The organism is Streptomyces sp. NPDC002754 (genome assembly GCF_053592315.1).
Genome location: NZ_JBSFVM010000003.1, coordinates 229837 through 244237, shown reverse-complemented (window position 1 = coordinate 244237; position 14401 = coordinate 229837). Strand labels below are relative to the sequence as shown.

General features: G+C 70.6%; 15 protein-coding genes. 7 read left to right on the top strand and 8 right to left on the bottom strand.

The window, feature by feature from the left end; translation table 11 throughout:
* Positions 1 to 6 precede the first annotated feature (6 nt).
* From ACWD2L_RS10885 to ACWD2L_RS10855, 7 genes are all read left to right on the top strand, one after another.
* A complete protein-coding gene (locus tag ACWD2L_RS10885) occupies positions 7 to 2385 on the top strand; it encodes a xanthine dehydrogenase family protein molybdopterin-binding subunit (protein ID WP_451188765.1) in 2379 nt (792 codons plus the stop codon).
* Positions 2382 to 2921 carry a (2Fe-2S)-binding protein gene (locus tag ACWD2L_RS10880; protein ID WP_451188762.1) on the top strand — a complete coding sequence of 180 codons (540 nt, stop codon included), beginning with the start codon at positions 2382 to 2384 and terminating at the stop codon, positions 2919 to 2921. Before ACWD2L_RS10885 ends, ACWD2L_RS10880 begins: the two co-directional genes overlap by 4 nt.
* On the top strand, positions 2912 to 3598 hold the full coding sequence (locus ACWD2L_RS10875) for an SRPBCC family protein (protein WP_451188759.1): 687 nt from the start codon (positions 2912 to 2914) through the stop codon (positions 3596 to 3598). The genes ACWD2L_RS10880 and ACWD2L_RS10875 overlap by 10 nt, the downstream gene beginning before the upstream one ends.
* Before the next feature lie 88 nt (positions 3599 to 3686).
* The gene (locus ACWD2L_RS10870) at positions 3687 to 4199 is read left to right on the top strand and encodes a hypothetical protein (RefSeq protein ID WP_451188756.1); all 513 of its coding nucleotides are present in this window, start codon (positions 3687 to 3689) and stop codon (positions 4197 to 4199) included.
* On the top strand, positions 4196 to 4525 hold the full coding sequence (locus ACWD2L_RS10865) for a transcriptional regulator (RefSeq protein WP_451188753.1): 330 nt from the start codon (positions 4196 to 4198) through the stop codon (positions 4523 to 4525). Before ACWD2L_RS10870 ends, ACWD2L_RS10865 begins: the two co-directional genes overlap by 4 nt.
* Positions 4522 to 5457 (top strand): ABC transporter ATP-binding protein, encoded by a 936-nt coding sequence (locus tag ACWD2L_RS10860; protein ID WP_451188750.1) that lies wholly within the window; start codon positions 4522 to 4524, stop codon positions 5455 to 5457. Before ACWD2L_RS10865 ends, ACWD2L_RS10860 begins: the two co-directional genes overlap by 4 nt.
* An 11-nt stretch (positions 5458 to 5468) precedes the next feature.
* Positions 5469 to 6308, top strand: coding sequence for an ABC transporter permease (locus tag ACWD2L_RS10855; protein WP_451188747.1), 840 nt, complete (start codon positions 5469 to 5471; stop codon positions 6306 to 6308).
* A gap of 56 nt (positions 6309 to 6364) precedes the next feature.
* On the opposite strand, the gene ssuE is transcribed toward ACWD2L_RS10855, so the two are convergent.
* The 8 genes from ssuE to ACWD2L_RS10815 all read right to left on the bottom strand — a co-directional run bounded on the left by ssuE (position 6365) and on the right by ACWD2L_RS10815 (position 14300).
* Positions 6365 to 6922: an NADPH-dependent FMN reductase gene (gene ssuE / locus ACWD2L_RS10850; protein WP_451188745.1), complete on the bottom strand. Its 558-nt coding sequence runs from the start codon at positions 6920 to 6922 to the stop codon at positions 6365 to 6367.
* Positions 6923 to 6991: 69 nt separating this feature from the next.
* Positions 6992 to 7768 carry an alpha/beta hydrolase gene (locus tag ACWD2L_RS10845; protein ID WP_451188743.1) on the bottom strand — a complete coding sequence of 259 codons (777 nt, stop codon included), beginning with the start codon at positions 7766 to 7768 and terminating at the stop codon, positions 6992 to 6994.
* Entirely contained in the window at positions 7765 to 9114 is a 1350-nt protein-coding gene (locus ACWD2L_RS10840; protein ID WP_451188740.1) for an LLM class flavin-dependent oxidoreductase, read from the bottom strand. The genes ACWD2L_RS10845 and ACWD2L_RS10840 overlap by 4 nt, the downstream gene beginning before the upstream one ends.
* A gap of 44 nt (positions 9115 to 9158) precedes the next feature.
* The gene (locus tag ACWD2L_RS10835) at positions 9159 to 9995 is read right to left on the bottom strand and encodes an ABC transporter ATP-binding protein (protein WP_451188737.1); all 837 of its coding nucleotides are present in this window, start codon (positions 9993 to 9995) and stop codon (positions 9159 to 9161) included.
* The gene (locus ACWD2L_RS10830; RefSeq protein WP_451188734.1) at positions 9992 to 10876 is read right to left on the bottom strand and encodes an ABC transporter ATP-binding protein; all 885 of its coding nucleotides are present in this window, start codon (positions 10874 to 10876) and stop codon (positions 9992 to 9994) included. Before ACWD2L_RS10830 ends, ACWD2L_RS10835 begins: the two co-directional genes overlap by 4 nt.
* Positions 10873 to 11745, bottom strand: a complete 873-nt coding sequence (locus ACWD2L_RS10825) for an ABC transporter permease (protein WP_451188731.1) — start codon at positions 11743 to 11745, stop codon at positions 10873 to 10875. The genes ACWD2L_RS10830 and ACWD2L_RS10825 overlap by 4 nt, the downstream gene beginning before the upstream one ends.
* Positions 11746 to 11751: 6 nt before the next feature.
* Positions 11752 to 12759: an ABC transporter permease gene (locus tag ACWD2L_RS10820; RefSeq protein ID WP_451188728.1), complete on the bottom strand. Its 1008-nt coding sequence runs from the start codon at positions 12757 to 12759 to the stop codon at positions 11752 to 11754.
* A gap of 5 nt (positions 12760 to 12764) precedes the next feature.
* The gene (locus ACWD2L_RS10815) at positions 12765 to 14300 is read right to left on the bottom strand and encodes an ABC transporter substrate-binding protein (RefSeq protein ID WP_451188725.1); all 1536 of its coding nucleotides are present in this window, start codon (positions 14298 to 14300) and stop codon (positions 12765 to 12767) included.
* Positions 14301 to 14401 lie beyond the last annotated feature (101 nt).

Sequence of the window (14401 nt, the reverse complement as noted above, 5' to 3'; positions counted from 1 at the left end):
CAGCCGATGACACACTCGGTAGACACCAACGGGCGGTTGACCGGGCAGTCGGTGGCGCGCCGCGAGGACCCGCGGCTGCTGTCCGGGCGCGGCCGGTTCGTCGACGACATCGCGCTGCCCGGCATGCTGCACGCCCAGTTCGTCCGCAGCACGGTCGCGCACGGCGAGCTCGCCTCCGTCGATCTGACGGCGGTACGCGAGGTGCCGGGCGTGGTCGCGGCCTTCACCGCCGAGGACCTGGACCTGACGGACATCACCGCCGAACTCGGCCGCCCCCGCTCGGAGTTCGTGCCCACAGCCATGCCGGTGCTCGCCCGTGACCGGGTGCGCTACGTCGGCGAGCCTGTAGCGATCGTGGTCGCCCGGGACCCGTACGCCGCCGAGGACGGACTGGAAGCCGCCAAGGTCCGCTACACGACGCTGCCCCCGGTCACCTGCGAGGCCGAGGCACTCGCGCCCGGCGCCACGCTCGTGCACGAGGAGGCCGCGCGCAACACCCTGGTGGATGTCTCCCTGTTCGCCACGGAAGGCATCGACGAGGTCTTCTCCTCGGCCGAGTGTGTCGTGCACGTCGAGTCGCGGACCGGCCGGCAGAACGCCCTCCCGCTGGAGACACGCGGGGCCGTCGCGCACTGGGACGACCGCGAGGAACAGCTCGTCCTCAACACCTGCACTCAAGTCCCGCACCAGGTCAGGACGGTGGCCTCGCGCTGCCTGCACCTCGACGAGCGGGCAGTGCGGGTCGTCGTGCCCGACATGGGCGGCGGCTTCGGCCAGAAGTGCGTCGTGGGCCGCGAGGAGATCGCGGCGGCCGCCGCCGCGCTGCGCCTGCGCCGGCCCGTGAAGTGGATCGAGGACCGCAAGGACGCGCTGTCCGCCTCGTTCCTCGCCCGCGAGCAGCACTACGACGTCCGGGCCGCCTTCGACGCGGACGGACACATCCTGGGGCTCGACGCGGACGTGGTGTGCGACATGGGCGCGTACTCCTGCTACCCGTTCACCGCCGGCATCGAGCCGCTGATGGCCTCGGCGGAGATGCCCGGCGTCTACAAGGTGCCCGCCTACCGGGTGCGCGGCCGGGCGGTCACCACCAACAAGGCGCCCACCGCCCCGTACCGCGGGGTGAGCCGGCCGCAGTACGTGATGGTGATGGAGCGTCTCTTCGAGCGCGCCGCTCGGGAGTTGGTCCTCGACGCGGTCGAGATCCGCCGCCGCAACGTCATCACCGAGTTCCCCTACACGGGCGTCAACAACATCACGTACGACCCGGGCTCCTACCTGGAGTCGCTCGACCTGTGCGAGCGGCTCGTCAAGGACGAGGGCTGGTACGAGAAGCAGGCGGCCGCCGCGGCCGAGGGCCGATACCTCGGCATCGGCTACTCCTGCTTCAGCGAGCGCACCGGGTACGGGTCCACGGCCTTCGCCCAGCGCAAGATGCAGGTCGTCCCCGGCTTCGACGTCTCCGAGGTGCGGATGGACACCAGCGGAGCGCTCACCGTCACCAGCGGCACGATGAGCCACGGACAGAGCCACGAGACGACGCTCGCGCAGATCGCGGCGGACGAACTCGGCCTGGACCTGCGGAAGGTGAAGCTGCATCAAGGCGACACCGACCGGATCACGTACGGCTACGGCACCTTCGCCAGCCGCTCCGTCACCATCGGCGGCAGCGCGGTCCGGCTCGCCGCGGCCAAGCTCGGCGCGAAGCTGTGCCGGATCGCGGCGGCGCTCTGGGAGTGCGACCCGAGCGAGGTCGAGCTGACGCACGGCGGTGTGCGGCGCGCGGATGGCAGTGTCCTCACGCACGAGGAACTGGCCGATGTCGCGTATCTGCGCGCCCATCTGCTGCCCCGTGACATCGAGCCGGGACTGAGCGCCACCGCCACCTTCGACGTGTTCAACGACGGCACTTTCTCCAATGCCACGCACGCGACCGTCGTCGAACTCCACCAGGGCACCGGGCAGGTGGAGATCCTGCGGTACGTGTGCGTCGAGGACTGCGGAGTCGCCATCAACCCGCAGGTCGTCGAGGGCCAGTGCCGTGGTGGCATCGCCCAGGGCATCGCGGGCGCGCTCTTCGAGCAGGTGACGTACGACGCGCAGGGCGAGCCCTCGGCGACCAGTTTCATGGACTACAAGGTGCCGACCGCCCACGAGATACCCGACGTGCTCATCCACCACCTCGAGACACCGTGCCTGTTCAACGAGACCGGCGCCAAGGGCACCGGCGAGGGCGGCACCATCGGCGCGCCCGCCGCGGTCCTCAACGCCGTCAACGACGCGCTGCGCCCCACCGGCACGGAACTCGACCACACGCCGATCACCCCGGAGACGGTGCACCGCGCCCTGAACCTGGATTCCTCAAGCCTGGAGCCCACCTCATGACCACCACCCCGGACAACCTGCTCCTGCTCACCTTGAACGTCAACGGCGAGGAGCACGAGGTGATCACCGAGCCGCGCCGCACCCTCGTCGACGTGCTCCGCCACGACCTGCGCCTGACCGGCACACATGTCGGCTGCGAGCACGGCATCTGCGGGGCCTGCACGGTCCTGGTCGACGAGCGGCCCGCGCGGGCCTGCCTGATGTTCGCCGCGCAGGCGGAGGGCGCCCGGATCCGTACGGTGGAATCCCTCGCGGACCCGGCGACCGGTGAACTCGGCGATCTGCAGCGGTCGTTCACCGAGCACCACGGCCTGCAGTGCGGCTTCTGCACACCCGGATTCCTGATGCTCGCGGACGGCTTCCTCGCGGAGCGCCCGGAGGCGACCAAGGACGAGATCCGCGAGGTCGTGGCCGCCAACCTGTGCCGGTGCACCGGCTACCAGACCATCGTCGAGGCGATCGACTCCTGCGCCAGCGCCCGCCGCGCCGGCTGCGCCAGGACCTGCACCACCATCGAGGAGACAGCATGCAGCTGACCAACACCGTCGTCGTCAACGCCGCCCCGGACGCGGTGTTCGCGCTCGTCAGCGACGTGGAAAAGGTGGCGTCCTGCATGCCGGGCGCGGCGCTCGAGGGCCGGGACGGTGATGCCTGGCGGGGCGCCGTCAAGGTCAAGGTGGGCCCGATCAGCGCGGCGTACGCGGGGACGGTGCGCTTCCTCGAGGTCGACGCGGAGAAGCGCCGCCTGCGCGTCCACGCCAGCGGCGCAGACACGCACGGCAACGGTGACGCCGAGGCGGAGGTGATCCTCGACATCGGCGAGGCCCCCGAGGGCGCGCGCCTCGAACTCAGCACGGATCTGCTGATACGCGGCAAGCTGGCCCAGTTCGGGAAGGGCGCGATCGCGACGGTCTCGGACCGGATCCTGCAACAGTTCGCGCAGAACCTCGGGAACCTGCTGCTCGATCAGGGGACCGGCGCGGCGGCGCATCCCAACGCCTCGACGGCTGCCACGTCGCCCGCGCCCGCCACCGCGCGCACACCCGCGCCCGCGCCCGCCGAACTCGACGGTCTCTCGCTCGTCGCGGGGCCTCTCCTCGCCAAGTACGGCCCGGTCGCCGCGGGCCTCGCCGTCGGGCTGTTCCAGGGCTGGATGCTCGGCAAGCTGCGGGCCCAGTCGGCCCAGTTGAAGGACCTGCGCCGGCAGAGGTGACTCGGCAACCGTTTCTACTTGCCCGCACGGAAAGTCGAGCGTAACTTTCCTTCTGGGAAAGTAGAGCGGTCACGGGAGGGCGAGACGCGTGAGCACGCCGGTCGATGCCGAGCAGGCATGGAGGGATCTGCAGCGCATTCGTGTGCCGCAGGAGCGGGTGTACGACGAGGTGGAGCGGTCGGCGGCGGCCGGCTCGGGCAGCCCCTGGGCCACGGCCGCGATCATGTGGCTGTTCCTGGCAGGCCTGGGCCTGGAGCTGCCCGGGTGGGGCGTGGGCCTGGTCATGGCCGCGTACGTCGCGCTGCTGAGCGGCCTTGCCGTGCGCCATCAGCGACGCAGCCGGGTGCTCCTGCACCACACCCGGTGCACACCCCGCATGTTCGCCACCTTCGTGGCGGGAGCGGTGGTGACCGGCGGGACGGTGCTGCTCTCCGGACACCTGGTCGATTCGCTGGAGCCGATGACCGGCAGTCTGATCCAGGCCACGGTCTCGGCGGCGGTGTTCGTACTGTTCGTGGGGCCTACGAGCCGCTGGGCGGCCAGGTCGGCGCGGAGCCACGAGGTTCGTACGCCCGTCACTGCCGCGGAGGCAGGCCGATGAGTGTTCCCGCGGGCTTCGACGAGTTGATCCACCCCGCCACCCGGCTGTCGGTGGTCTCGCTGCTCGCCGCCACGGAGTGGGCGGAGTTCTCCTTCGTCCGTGACAGCCTCTCACTCAGCGACTCCGCGCTCTCCAAGCAGCTGCACACCCTTGAGGAAGCGGAGTATCTGGAGCTCCGTAAAGAGGGCGGTGGTCGTAACCGGCGCACCAGGGTGCGGCTGACGGACCGTGGGCGCACCGCCTTCGAGGGCCACATCGCGGCGCTCCGGGCGATCGTCCAGGGCACGGGCTCGGCGGTCCCCACCACCTCGTGGGCGGGACGATGACGGCGGAGCACACATCCGAACGGCCCGTCGTGCACGCCCGCGACATCACGATGACGTACGGCGACATCGACGTCCTGCACGGCGTGGACCTGGACATCCACCGCGGCGAGGTCTTCGCGCTGCTCGGTCCCAATGGGGCGGGGAAGACGACCACAGTCGAGATCCTGGAGGGCTTCCGGCGCCGTTCCGCGGGAGAAGTGAGCGTGCTCGGTACGGATCCGGAGCGGGGCGACGACGCGTGGCGGGCGCGCATCGGGCTCGTTCTCCAGTCGTGGCGCGATCACGGCCGCTGGCGGGTCGGCGAGTTGCTGAGGCACTTCGCCACGTACTACCCCGAGCCGCGCGACCCGGCCGAACTGCTCGCTCTCGTCGGTCTCAACGACCATGCCGACCGGCAGGTGGCCCGGCTCTCCGGCGGACAGCGTCGGCGCCTCGACGTGGCCCTCGGCATCGTCGGCCGCCCCCAACTCCTCTTCCTGGACGAGCCGACCACCGGTTTCGACCCGGAGGCGCGGTACGAGTTCCATGCCCTGGTCGAGCGTCTGGCCCGGGACGAGTGTGTCACCATCCTGCTCACGACCCATGACCTGGTGGAGGCCGAGCGGCTCGCCGACCGGATCGCCATGCTGGTCGGCGGCCGGATCCGGGCCTGCGGCACACCCGCCGAGCTGGCCCGGCGGGCCGCCGCCCGGGCCGAGGTCCGCTGGACGGCCGAGGATGGCACACCTCGCCGCGAACGCACCGTGGACCCCTCGCAGCTCGTCTGGGATCTGCACCGGCACGCGTCCGGCCCGATCGCCGGCCTGGAGGTCCGGCGGCCGACGCTCGAGGACACGTATCTGCACATGGTGAACCTGGCGGCCGACGGCACGGACATGGGTCCGGAGTCGGACGAGGGCAAGAGCGAGGACGAGGAGTCGCGGGCCGCATGAGGAATCCGTCCATGACGAACAGTTGGCGCGCCGGGGTCCAGCGCGGCGGCATCGAGCTGCGGCATCTCGTGCGCAACGGCAAGGAGATGTCCGGCCACTTGACGAATGTGGTCGTGGCGCTGGTCATCGCCGCGTACATGAGCAGCGACGTGCCGGGCACCCAAACGCCGATGGCGCACTTGGTTGTAGCGGGCTTCGCCGCGTATCTCCTCTTCCAGATCGGACTCGTCACGCTCCCGCAGATCCTTGTGACAGAGCGGGAGGAGGGCGCCCTGCTGCGGCTGCGTGCCACGCCCGGCGGGATTCCGGCGTACCTGGTCGCCAAGTGCCTGCTGATCGTGGTCGTTTCGGTCGCGACCCTGGCTCTGCTCCTGGCGGCCGCGGCGCTGGTGGCCGACGGTCCCGTGCCGCAGGGGCCGGGCGGCTGGCTGACGCTGGCGTGGGTCACGACGCTCGGGCTGCTGGCCGTCGTGCCGCTCGGCGCCGCCATCGGCGCGGTGCTGCCCAACCCCCGTGAGGCATTGGCCCTGATCATGCTGCCGGTGATGGGGCTGCTGGTCACCTCAGGGGCGGTGTTCCCGCTCACCGTGCTGCCCGTTCCGTTGCAGCAGGTGGCATCGGTCTTCCCGCTCAAGTGGATGGCGCAGGGCCTGCGTTCGGCGCCGTTGCCGGATGCGGCACGGGCTGCCGAGCCGGTCGGTTCCTGGGAACTACCCATGGTGGCCCTGGTGTTGACCGTCTGGTCCGTCCTCGGCTTCCTGCTCGCGATCCCCCTGCTGCGCCGCGCCGCCCGCCGCGAATCCGGCTCGCGCCTGACGGAGCGGCACCGTAAGGCGGCGCTCCAGAGCTGAAGCGGCGGTCGCGCGCCGCCCACTTGATGCGAAGCACCCTCACCGCGGGCTGGCGGTCACCCCGCCTTCGCCAGTGCCACCACCCGTCCGCCGAGCGCCGCGGAGAACCGGTCCGTGACCTCGGCGAGCGCCTCGGCGGACGGCTTGGCGACGACCAGTTCCCCGTCTTCGCCGACCGTGACGTCACGGTCGAGGGTGAACCAGCCGGGGAGGATGTGGTGCGGGCCCATCGAGTTCAGGACCGGGCGCAGCGCGTAGTCGAGGGCCAGGACGTGGGCCGTGGTGCCGCCCGTCGCGAGGGGCAGTACGGTCTTTCCGGCCAGGGCGTACTGCGGGAGCAGGTCGAGGAGCGACTTCAACAGGCCCGAGTAGGCGGCCTTGTAGACGGGTGTGCCGATGACGATGCCGTCCGCGCGCTCGAACCGGGCGACGGCCTCGACGATGGCCGGGTGCCCGAACTCCGCGCCCAGCAGCGCGTCGGCCGGCAGGGTGCGCACCTGCAAGGAGGTCACCTCATGACCTTGGTCGCGCAGCCGTTCGTCGAGGTGTTCCAGGAGTCGCGCGGTGCGGGACGTCGCGGAGGGGCTGCCCGACACGGAAAGGATGGTGGCCATGGTGGGGCCTTTCGTGAGAGGTGAGGGTGGGGGCGGGAGGCTGTGGACACCACCTCCGGGTGGCGCCGTTCACCATGCGCTCGACGCGACCGTCACGACGGGTTTCAGGTCCTCGCGCAGGGCTTCGAGGAACGTCACGACCTCCGCGGCCACCGAGCGGTGCTGCTTGTCGTTGAGCACGTCGTGGTGGGCGCCGTGGACGACGGCCAAGCGGGCCCGGGTCAGCTTCTGCGCCGTGAGCGCGAGGGCGTCGCGGTCCGCCAGCGGGTCGGCGTCGCCGACCAGGAGCAGGTGCGGGAGGTCGGCCGCACTGTCGTTCGCCAGCTCCAACACCCGTTCCTGTACAGGGGTGTTCAGCTCTCCGCGGCGTACGCAGGTGTCGTCCGTGAGCACGCCACGGTGTGTGGGGCAGGAGGTGCGGACGTCGAGTTCCTCGTCCCACGCCTCGGCGCCGGCGGCCGTCCTGCCGGGCAGTCCCGCCAGGACCACGGCGTCGGCCCGCAGCCGGTGCGCACGGCCCGGATCCGCGACGAGCGCCGCGACCGCCGCGGCGCCGCTGTCGGAGCCCACCAGGACCAGCGGGGCGGCCGCGGTTCCGCCGGTTTCGGACGCCGTGCCGTCGGCGGCCTCGGCGAGCTGCTCGACGAGGGTGTCGAGGGTGGCGTCGAGGTCGTCACCGCTCAGGTCCGGGGTGTCCACGACCCGTACGCGGTAAGCGTCCGCGGCGAGCCGCTTGCCGAACCGCTCGTACACGGCGCGTGTCTCGCCGCGTCCGGGCACCACGAGTACGGTGCCGCGGGTGAGCAGCCCCTCGGGGGCGAGGTGGTCGGTGAACTGGCGGGTCATCGCAGGGCTCCCAGGGGCGCGGATTCGGTGGTGTGGCGGTTGGCCGGGATCGGCAGGCCGAGGTGGCCGCGCAGGGTGTCGGCCTCGTACGCGGTACGGAACAGGTCACGCTTCTGGAGGATCGGTACGACGCCGTCGACGAAGAGGTCGAGTTCGTCCTCGGTACGGAAGGCGAGGTTGATGCCGTCGAAGGCGCCGGCGTCGAACCACTCCTCGATCCGGTCGGCGACCGTCTCCGGCGCCCCGACGAACGGGGAACGGCGGAACTCGGCCACGGACTGGGCGACTTGGCGCAGGGTGAGGTTCTCGGTCCGCGCCCGTTCGATGATCTTCGTGGCACCCGTCCTGCCGCCCTTCTCGGCGAGATGCCCGACGTCGGGGAACGGCGCGTCGAGGTCGTGGACGCTGAAGTCGTACGCGCCGAAGGAGCGGCCGAGCAGGGCGAGATGGCGGTCGAAGTCGTTGTCCTCCTCGAAGATCTCGCGCTCGCGACGGCGGGCGGCCTCGTCGGTGGCGGCGACGACCGGGCCGCCGTGGATGAAGATCTTGATGTGTTCGGGGTCGCGGCCGTGGGCGGCGGTGCGGCGCTTGATGTCGGTGTAGTACTCCTGGGCCTGCTGGAGGGATCCGCCGGGCGCGTAGATGCCTTCGGCGACACGGGCGGCGAGGTCACGACCCTCCTCCGAGACACCGGCCTGGAAGATGACCGGATGGCCCTGCGGAGAGCGCGACAGGTTGAGCGGGCCTGCGACCCTGAAGTGCTCGCCCACGTGGTTGAGTTCGTGCAGCTTGGCCGGGTCGAGGAACACGTTGCGTTCGACGTCGGCGGGGAACGCGTCGTCCTCGTACGAGTCCCACAGTCCGCGGGCGACCTCGACGAACTCCAGGGCCCTGCCGTAGCGGGTGGCGTAGTCGAGGTGTTCCTCGAAGCCGTAGTTGCGCGAGGTACCGGTGTCGAAGCTGGTGACGACGTTCCAGCCGGCCCGGCCGCCGCTGATGTGGTCGAGGGAGGCGAAGCGGCGGGCCAGGTTGAACGGCGAGTTGTACGTCGAGCTGGCCGTGCCGACGAGGCCGACGTGCCGGGTGTGCGTGGCCACGGCGGACAGCAGGGTGAGGGGTTCGAGCCGGTTGAGGTAGTGGGAGGGGTAGGTGGCGTTGATGAACTGGCTGTCGACGACGAACAGGGCGTCGAACAGGGCGTGTTCGGCGGCCTGCGCCTGCCGTATGTAGTAGTTGATGTCGATGCTGGCGTCGTTGGCGACGCGCGGGTCCTTCCACAGGCCGTGCTGGCCGGGGCCGCCGACGCCGTAGGGGTGCAGTGCGAGGTGGATCTTCTTGCGGGGCATGGGGTGTGCCTCTCTATGGGTGCGGGCGACGGGCGGCTGGTGGCTCAGGCGGGGAGCAGGGCGCGCAGCGCCGCGCGTTCGGCCCGGTCGGCCGGGGCGCCGTGCAGGGTGGGTGCGGAGCCGAGCAGGAGGCGCGTGTAGGGGTGTCGCGGCTCGTTGACGACGGTGTCCGTCGCACCTGTCTCGACGAGTTCGCCGCGGTACAGGACGGCTACGCGGTCGGCGACTCCGGCGACGGAGCCGAGGTCGTGGGAGATGAACACCAGCGCGGTGCCGTCCGCGCGCAGCTCCTTGAGGATCTCCAGGATCTGGACGCGGTTGGCGGAGTCGAGGGCGCTGACGGGTTCGTCGAGGATGACGAGGCGGGGCCGTGTCACCAACGCCCGTGCCACGGCGACGCGTTGACGCTGCCCACCGGAGAGTTCACCGGGCAGGCGACTCAGCAACTCCACGCTCAGGCGCACCCGTTCGAGGTACTCACGGATCCGCTCTGCCGTCTCGGCGCGCGGCACGCCGCCGACGCGCAGCGGCTCGCTCAGGGACTCCTCGATGGTCAGGTCCGGGTCGAGGCTGCGCAGCGGGTCCTGGAAGACGTACTGGATCACGCCTCGGCGGCGCAGGCCGCGCCATTGGCGGCGGCTGTGGGCGGTCACGTCCACTCCCCCGACGGTGATGGTGCCGGATGTGGCGGGGACGAGGCCGAGGACGGCGCGCGCAAGGGTGGACTTGCCGGATCCGGTCTCGCCGATGAGCCCGAGCGTCTCGCCTGGCGCGACGCTGAGCGAGACCTCGCGCAGGGCCTGGCGGCGGCGCCGTCGGGGGCCGTAGTGGACGTCGAGCGACGTGATGTCGAGTACGGAACGCGGGGTGGTGTCACTCATGAGTCCCCCTTCAAAGAAGCGGCCGTCGTGCGGAACCTTTCGAGGCCGTACAGCTCGTGTTCGGCGATGAGCAGCCGGGTGTACTCGTGCCGCGGGGCGTGCAGCACCTCGCTCGTGGGGCCCTGTTCGACGACGGTGCCCTCCTTCATGACCAGCACCTCGTCGCACAGTTGGGCCACCACGGCGAGGTCGTGGGAGACGACTACGAGGGCGAGCCCCGCGCGGTCGCGCAGGTCCGCCAGGAGGTCGAGGATCTCGGCCTGGACCGTGACGTCGAGTGCCGTCGTGGCCTCGTCGGCGATGAGGATGCGGGGCTCGGCTGCGATCGCGGTGGCGATCAGGACGCGTTGGAGCATGCCGCCGGAGAGTTCGTGGGTGTACTGGTCGTAGCTGAGTTCCGGGTCGTGCAGGTGCACGGTGCGGAGCAGTTCGATGGCCCGTTCCCGCGCCTCGCGCCTTTTGAGGCCCTTCTTCACGCGGAGCACCTCGGCGAGCTGTGCGCCGACGCGGATCGAGGGGTTGAGGTAGGAGGCCGGGTCCTGGAAGACGGCGGCGATGGCGGTGCCGCGCAGCCGGGTCCACTGCTTCGGGGTCAGGGTGGCGGTGTCGGTGCCGTCGAGTTCGACGTGGCCGCCGGTGATCTCGAAGTGCGGTGGCAGGATGCCGAGCGCCGCCCGGCAGGTGAGGGTCTTCCCGCTGCCGGACTCGCCGACGATGCCGATCGTCGTGCCGGGCCTGAGGTCGAGGCGGACGCCGTGCACGATCTCCCGGTCGGTGGCCGTGTCTGCGATGCGTACGTCATGCAGGGAGAGCACGGGGGCGGCCCGGGTGTCGTCCTCGTGGTCCTGCTCGCGGGCGAGGTCGGTGGGCGCTGTGGTCATGTCGTACCTCCGGCGGTGGCGGTCTGGTTCCTGCCGGCGCCGGCGGCGGTACGGGTGCTCGTGGCCGTGCCCGATACGTCGCGGATGGCGTCGGCGAGCAGGTTCGCGGCCCACACCGTCGCCATGATCAGGAGGGCGGGCGGGAGCGGGGCCCAGGGCTGTTGGCCGAGGTAGCCGAGGTCGGAGGCGAGCAGCCCGCCCCAGGTGGGTTCGGGCGGCTGGACGCCGATGCCGAGGAACGTCAGGCTCGACACGATCACGAAGCCGGTGCCGATGGTCTGCGCGAGGGCGACCGCGAGCGGCGGCAGGACCTTTGCCCAGACATGGCGCCGGACGATCCAGCCGATCGAGGCCCCGGATATCAACGCGGCCTCCACGTACGGAGATCGGGCCACGGCCAGCGTGGCGGCGCGGGACACCCGGTAGAACAGCGGGGACACCAGGGCGCCGGTCACGAGCATCGCCTGGGTGATGCCGTTGCCGAGGAGCGCGATCACCGCGACCGCGAACAGCAGGAACGGCAGCGCGACGAGGGTGTCGGCGAGCCGCAGTGTCAGCCACTCGAAGACGCGGCCCAGGTACACCGACAGAATTCCCGGGATCGACCCCACGACCAGTGCGGTCAGGGCGACTTCGAGCGAGCCGAGGACACTGACGCGGGATCCGTCGAGGAGCCGGCTGAGCACATCGCGGCCGAGGTAGTCGGTGCCCAGCCAGTGCTCCCACGAGGCGGCGGCGAGGGTGTCTCCGCTCGTCGCGAGGGGGCCCTGCGGGGCGAGCAGCGGGCCGAGGAGCGCGAGCAGGGCGACGACGGTGAGGATGACGACGGCGATGCGGCCCGTGGTGAGGGCGAGTACGCGGCGAATCATCGTGGCTCACACCCCCCGCTGAGCGGCCGGCGTCACGCGCGCCAGGACCAGGTTGACGATCAGGTTGAAGCCGACGACGAGGACGATCGACACCACGAGCACTCCCTGGACGGCGGGTACGTCGCCGGTCTGCGCGGCGTCGTTGGCGAACCGGCCGAAGCCCTGCAGGCCGAAGATCCATTCGGTGACGACGGAGGCGCCCACGAGCGCCGGGAACTTCAGGCCGAGGGTGGCGAGCGTCGGGCCGAGGGCGTTGCGCAGGACGTGTCCGAGGAAGATCCGCCGGGGGCTGAGTCCGCGGACCACGGCCCCGGTCACGTAGTTCTCGGTGGAGGCGGCGATGAGACTCGTACGCAGTTGGCGGGCGACATCGGCGACGACGTCGCAGCTGAGCGCGAGAGCGGGCAGCAGGATGTGCAGCGACCACGGCCCGAAGCCCTGGGCGAGCGGCACGTATCCGGCGGACGGGAACCAGTCGAGTCCGACGGCGAACACGGTGACCAGGACGATGCCGACGACGAACGCCGGCATCACCGAGATCACGGTGACGAAGCCGGTGACCGCCCGGTCGATCCAGGTGGTCCGGCGCAGCGCGGCCACGGTGCCGAGGGCGAAGCCCAGGACCACGCCGATGACGAGCGCGGCGCCCGCCACGGACAGACTCACGCCGAGGCCGGTCCCGATGAGGGTGGAGATGTCGGAGCCGTTGCTCCAACTGGTGCCCAGCCGGGCGTGCAGGATGCCGTTGAACCAGTCGCCGTACTGGGCGAGGAAGGGCCGGTCGAGTCCCCACTGGGCCTCGACGCGGGCGATGGCCTCCGGGGTCGCCGTCTCCCCCAACTGCATGCGGGCCGGGCTGAGTCCGCTCATCGATCGCAGCGCGAACGTCACGAACGTCGCCACCACGAAGACCGGGATGAAGATGCCCACGGAGCGCCCGGCGGTGGCCAGGACGCGGCCCAGGATGTGCGCGGCTCTCTTGCGCGTGTGGGTTCGTTTGCGTGTGTCGGGCATGCCGCTCACGTCCCGGGCTTGATGGTGACGCCGGTCCAGTCGATGTGGGCCGGGTTCTTCGGGAGGCCGGAGACCGTCTTGCTCTTGGCGATGAGGTTCGGCTGGGAGTACGTGAAGACCAGGGCCCTGCTGTGCAGTCCCGCCCGGGTCGCGGCCTGGAGGACCTTCGGGTAGTCGGGGTCGTCGATGCGGGTCTCGCGGACCTTCGCGATGGCGTCCTCGAAGCCCTTCGGCTCGTACGGGGTGCTGAGGTTGAGCGGCCCGTCGGGACCGAAGTGCGCGGTGAGGGTCTGCGCGGCGGAGTCGCGTCCGGTCGTCGAGTACAGGGAGAACGTCAGGTCCTTGGCGAAGAACGGTGTCGCCCAGTTCTTGTCGATCTTGATGTTGACCTTGATGCCGACCTTGGCGAGCTGCGACTGGACGATCTCGGCCTCGGGCTGCTCCTCCGGGATGACGAGGTCGAGCTTGATGTCACCCGCCTTGTGTCCGGCCTGGGCGAGCAGCTTCTTCGACTTCGCCGGGTCGTACCGGTAGGCGTTCGCCGACTTGGGATCGTAGGCCGTGTATCCCTTGGGGAACGGCTGGTCGGTCTCTTCCCCGTAGCCGAACGTCAGCTTGTCCACGAACTCTTGACGGTTGATCGCATGGCGGACCGCGTCGACGACCTTGTCGTTGTCGAACGGCTTCTTGTTGACGTTCAGGCTGATGTTGGAGGCGTTGAAGCCGGGCTGTACGAAGACGTCGAGTCCGGCCTTCTTGGCGGCGTCGGCCTGGCTGGGTGCGATGTCGGCGAAGTTGTAGACGCCGGTCTGCAGTCCGGAGACGACGGTGGAGGCGTCGGGCGCCGAGGTCAGTTCGACCTGGTCGATGTGGATGTTCTTGGCGTCCCAGTACTTCGGGTTCTTCTTCAGGACGGCCTTGGTGCCGGGGACGAGCTGGGTGACGGTGAACGGTCCTGCGCCGACGGGCTGTTGGTCGAGCTTCGCCGGCGACCTGGCCGCCTTGGGGCTGGCTATCTGGAGGACGCGCTGGCCGAGCAACTGCGGTATCTGGTAGTCGACTTGCGTGAGTTCGACGATCGCGTCGAGCCCCTTCGCGCGCACCGACTCGATCGACGTGAGATCACCGAAGAGGGCGGAGTTCTTCTGCTTCTTGGCCCGCTCGATCGCCGCCTTGACCGCGGCCCCGTCGACGGGTTCTCCGTCGCTGAACTTCTGTCCCGGGCGCAGGTGGAACGTGATCCGGTCGCCGCGCTTGTTGTAGTCCCAGCTCTTGGCGAGGTCGGGGACCGCGTCGCCCTTCTCGTCGGTGCGGGTCAACGAGGCGTAGACCATGGAGAGTTCACGGAACTGGGCGCCGCTGCCGCCGACCACCGGGTCCCAGTGGGTCGGGAAGTAGGTGGACGTCCACTTCAGGGTTCCGCCTCCGCCCGCCGCCGAGGCGCTGTCGCCGCCGCATCCGCTGAGGGTGGAGACGAGGAGGAGGGCGGCCCCGGCGGCCGGGGCGGCGGCCTTCAGGGTTCGTCGGCGCGTTCTGGGCATGGGGCGTCCGGACATGAGTGTCTCTCTGCGACGGCTCCCGCGCTTCGAGGGCAGCGCGGAGGAGCGAAGGACAAGGCACGCGCAGCCACCCCACGGAATGC

Coding starts and splice junctions, on each gene's coding strand:
- ACWD2L_RS10885 (WP_451188765.1), top strand. CDS start 7: ATGACACACTCGGTAGACACCAACGGGCGGTTGACCGGGCAGTCGGTG.
- ACWD2L_RS10880 (WP_451188762.1), top strand. CDS start 2,382: ATGACCACCACCCCGGACAACCTGCTCCTGCTCACCTTGAACGTCAAC.
- ACWD2L_RS10875 (WP_451188759.1), top strand. CDS start 2,912: ATGCAGCTGACCAACACCGTCGTCGTCAACGCCGCCCCGGACGCGGTG.
- ACWD2L_RS10865 (WP_451188753.1), top strand. CDS start 4,196: ATGAGTGTTCCCGCGGGCTTCGACGAGTTGATCCACCCCGCCACCCGG.
- ACWD2L_RS10860 (WP_451188750.1), top strand. CDS start 4,522: ATGACGGCGGAGCACACATCCGAACGGCCCGTCGTGCACGCCCGCGAC.
- ACWD2L_RS10855 (WP_451188747.1), top strand. CDS start 5,469: ATGACGAACAGTTGGCGCGCCGGGGTCCAGCGCGGCGGCATCGAGCTG.
- ssuE (WP_451188745.1), bottom strand. CDS start 6,922: ATGGCCACCATCCTTTCCGTGTCGGGCAGCCCCTCCGCGACGTCCCGC.
- ACWD2L_RS10845 (WP_451188743.1), bottom strand. CDS start 7,768: ATGACCCGCCAGTTCACCGACCACCTCGCCCCCGAGGGGCTGCTCACC.
- ACWD2L_RS10840 (WP_451188740.1), bottom strand. CDS start 9,114: ATGCCCCGCAAGAAGATCCACCTCGCACTGCACCCCTACGGCGTCGGC.
- ACWD2L_RS10835 (WP_451188737.1), bottom strand. CDS start 9,995: ATGAGTGACACCACCCCGCGTTCCGTACTCGACATCACGTCGCTCGAC.
- ACWD2L_RS10830 (WP_451188734.1), bottom strand. CDS start 10,876: ATGACCACAGCGCCCACCGACCTCGCCCGCGAGCAGGACCACGAGGAC.
- ACWD2L_RS10825 (WP_451188731.1), bottom strand. CDS start 11,745: ATGATTCGCCGCGTACTCGCCCTCACCACGGGCCGCATCGCCGTCGTC.
- ACWD2L_RS10820 (WP_451188728.1), bottom strand. CDS start 12,759: ATGCCCGACACACGCAAACGAACCCACACGCGCAAGAGAGCCGCGCAC.
- ACWD2L_RS10815 (WP_451188725.1), bottom strand. CDS start 14,300: ATGCCCAGAACGCGCCGACGAACCCTGAAGGCCGCCGCCCCGGCCGCC.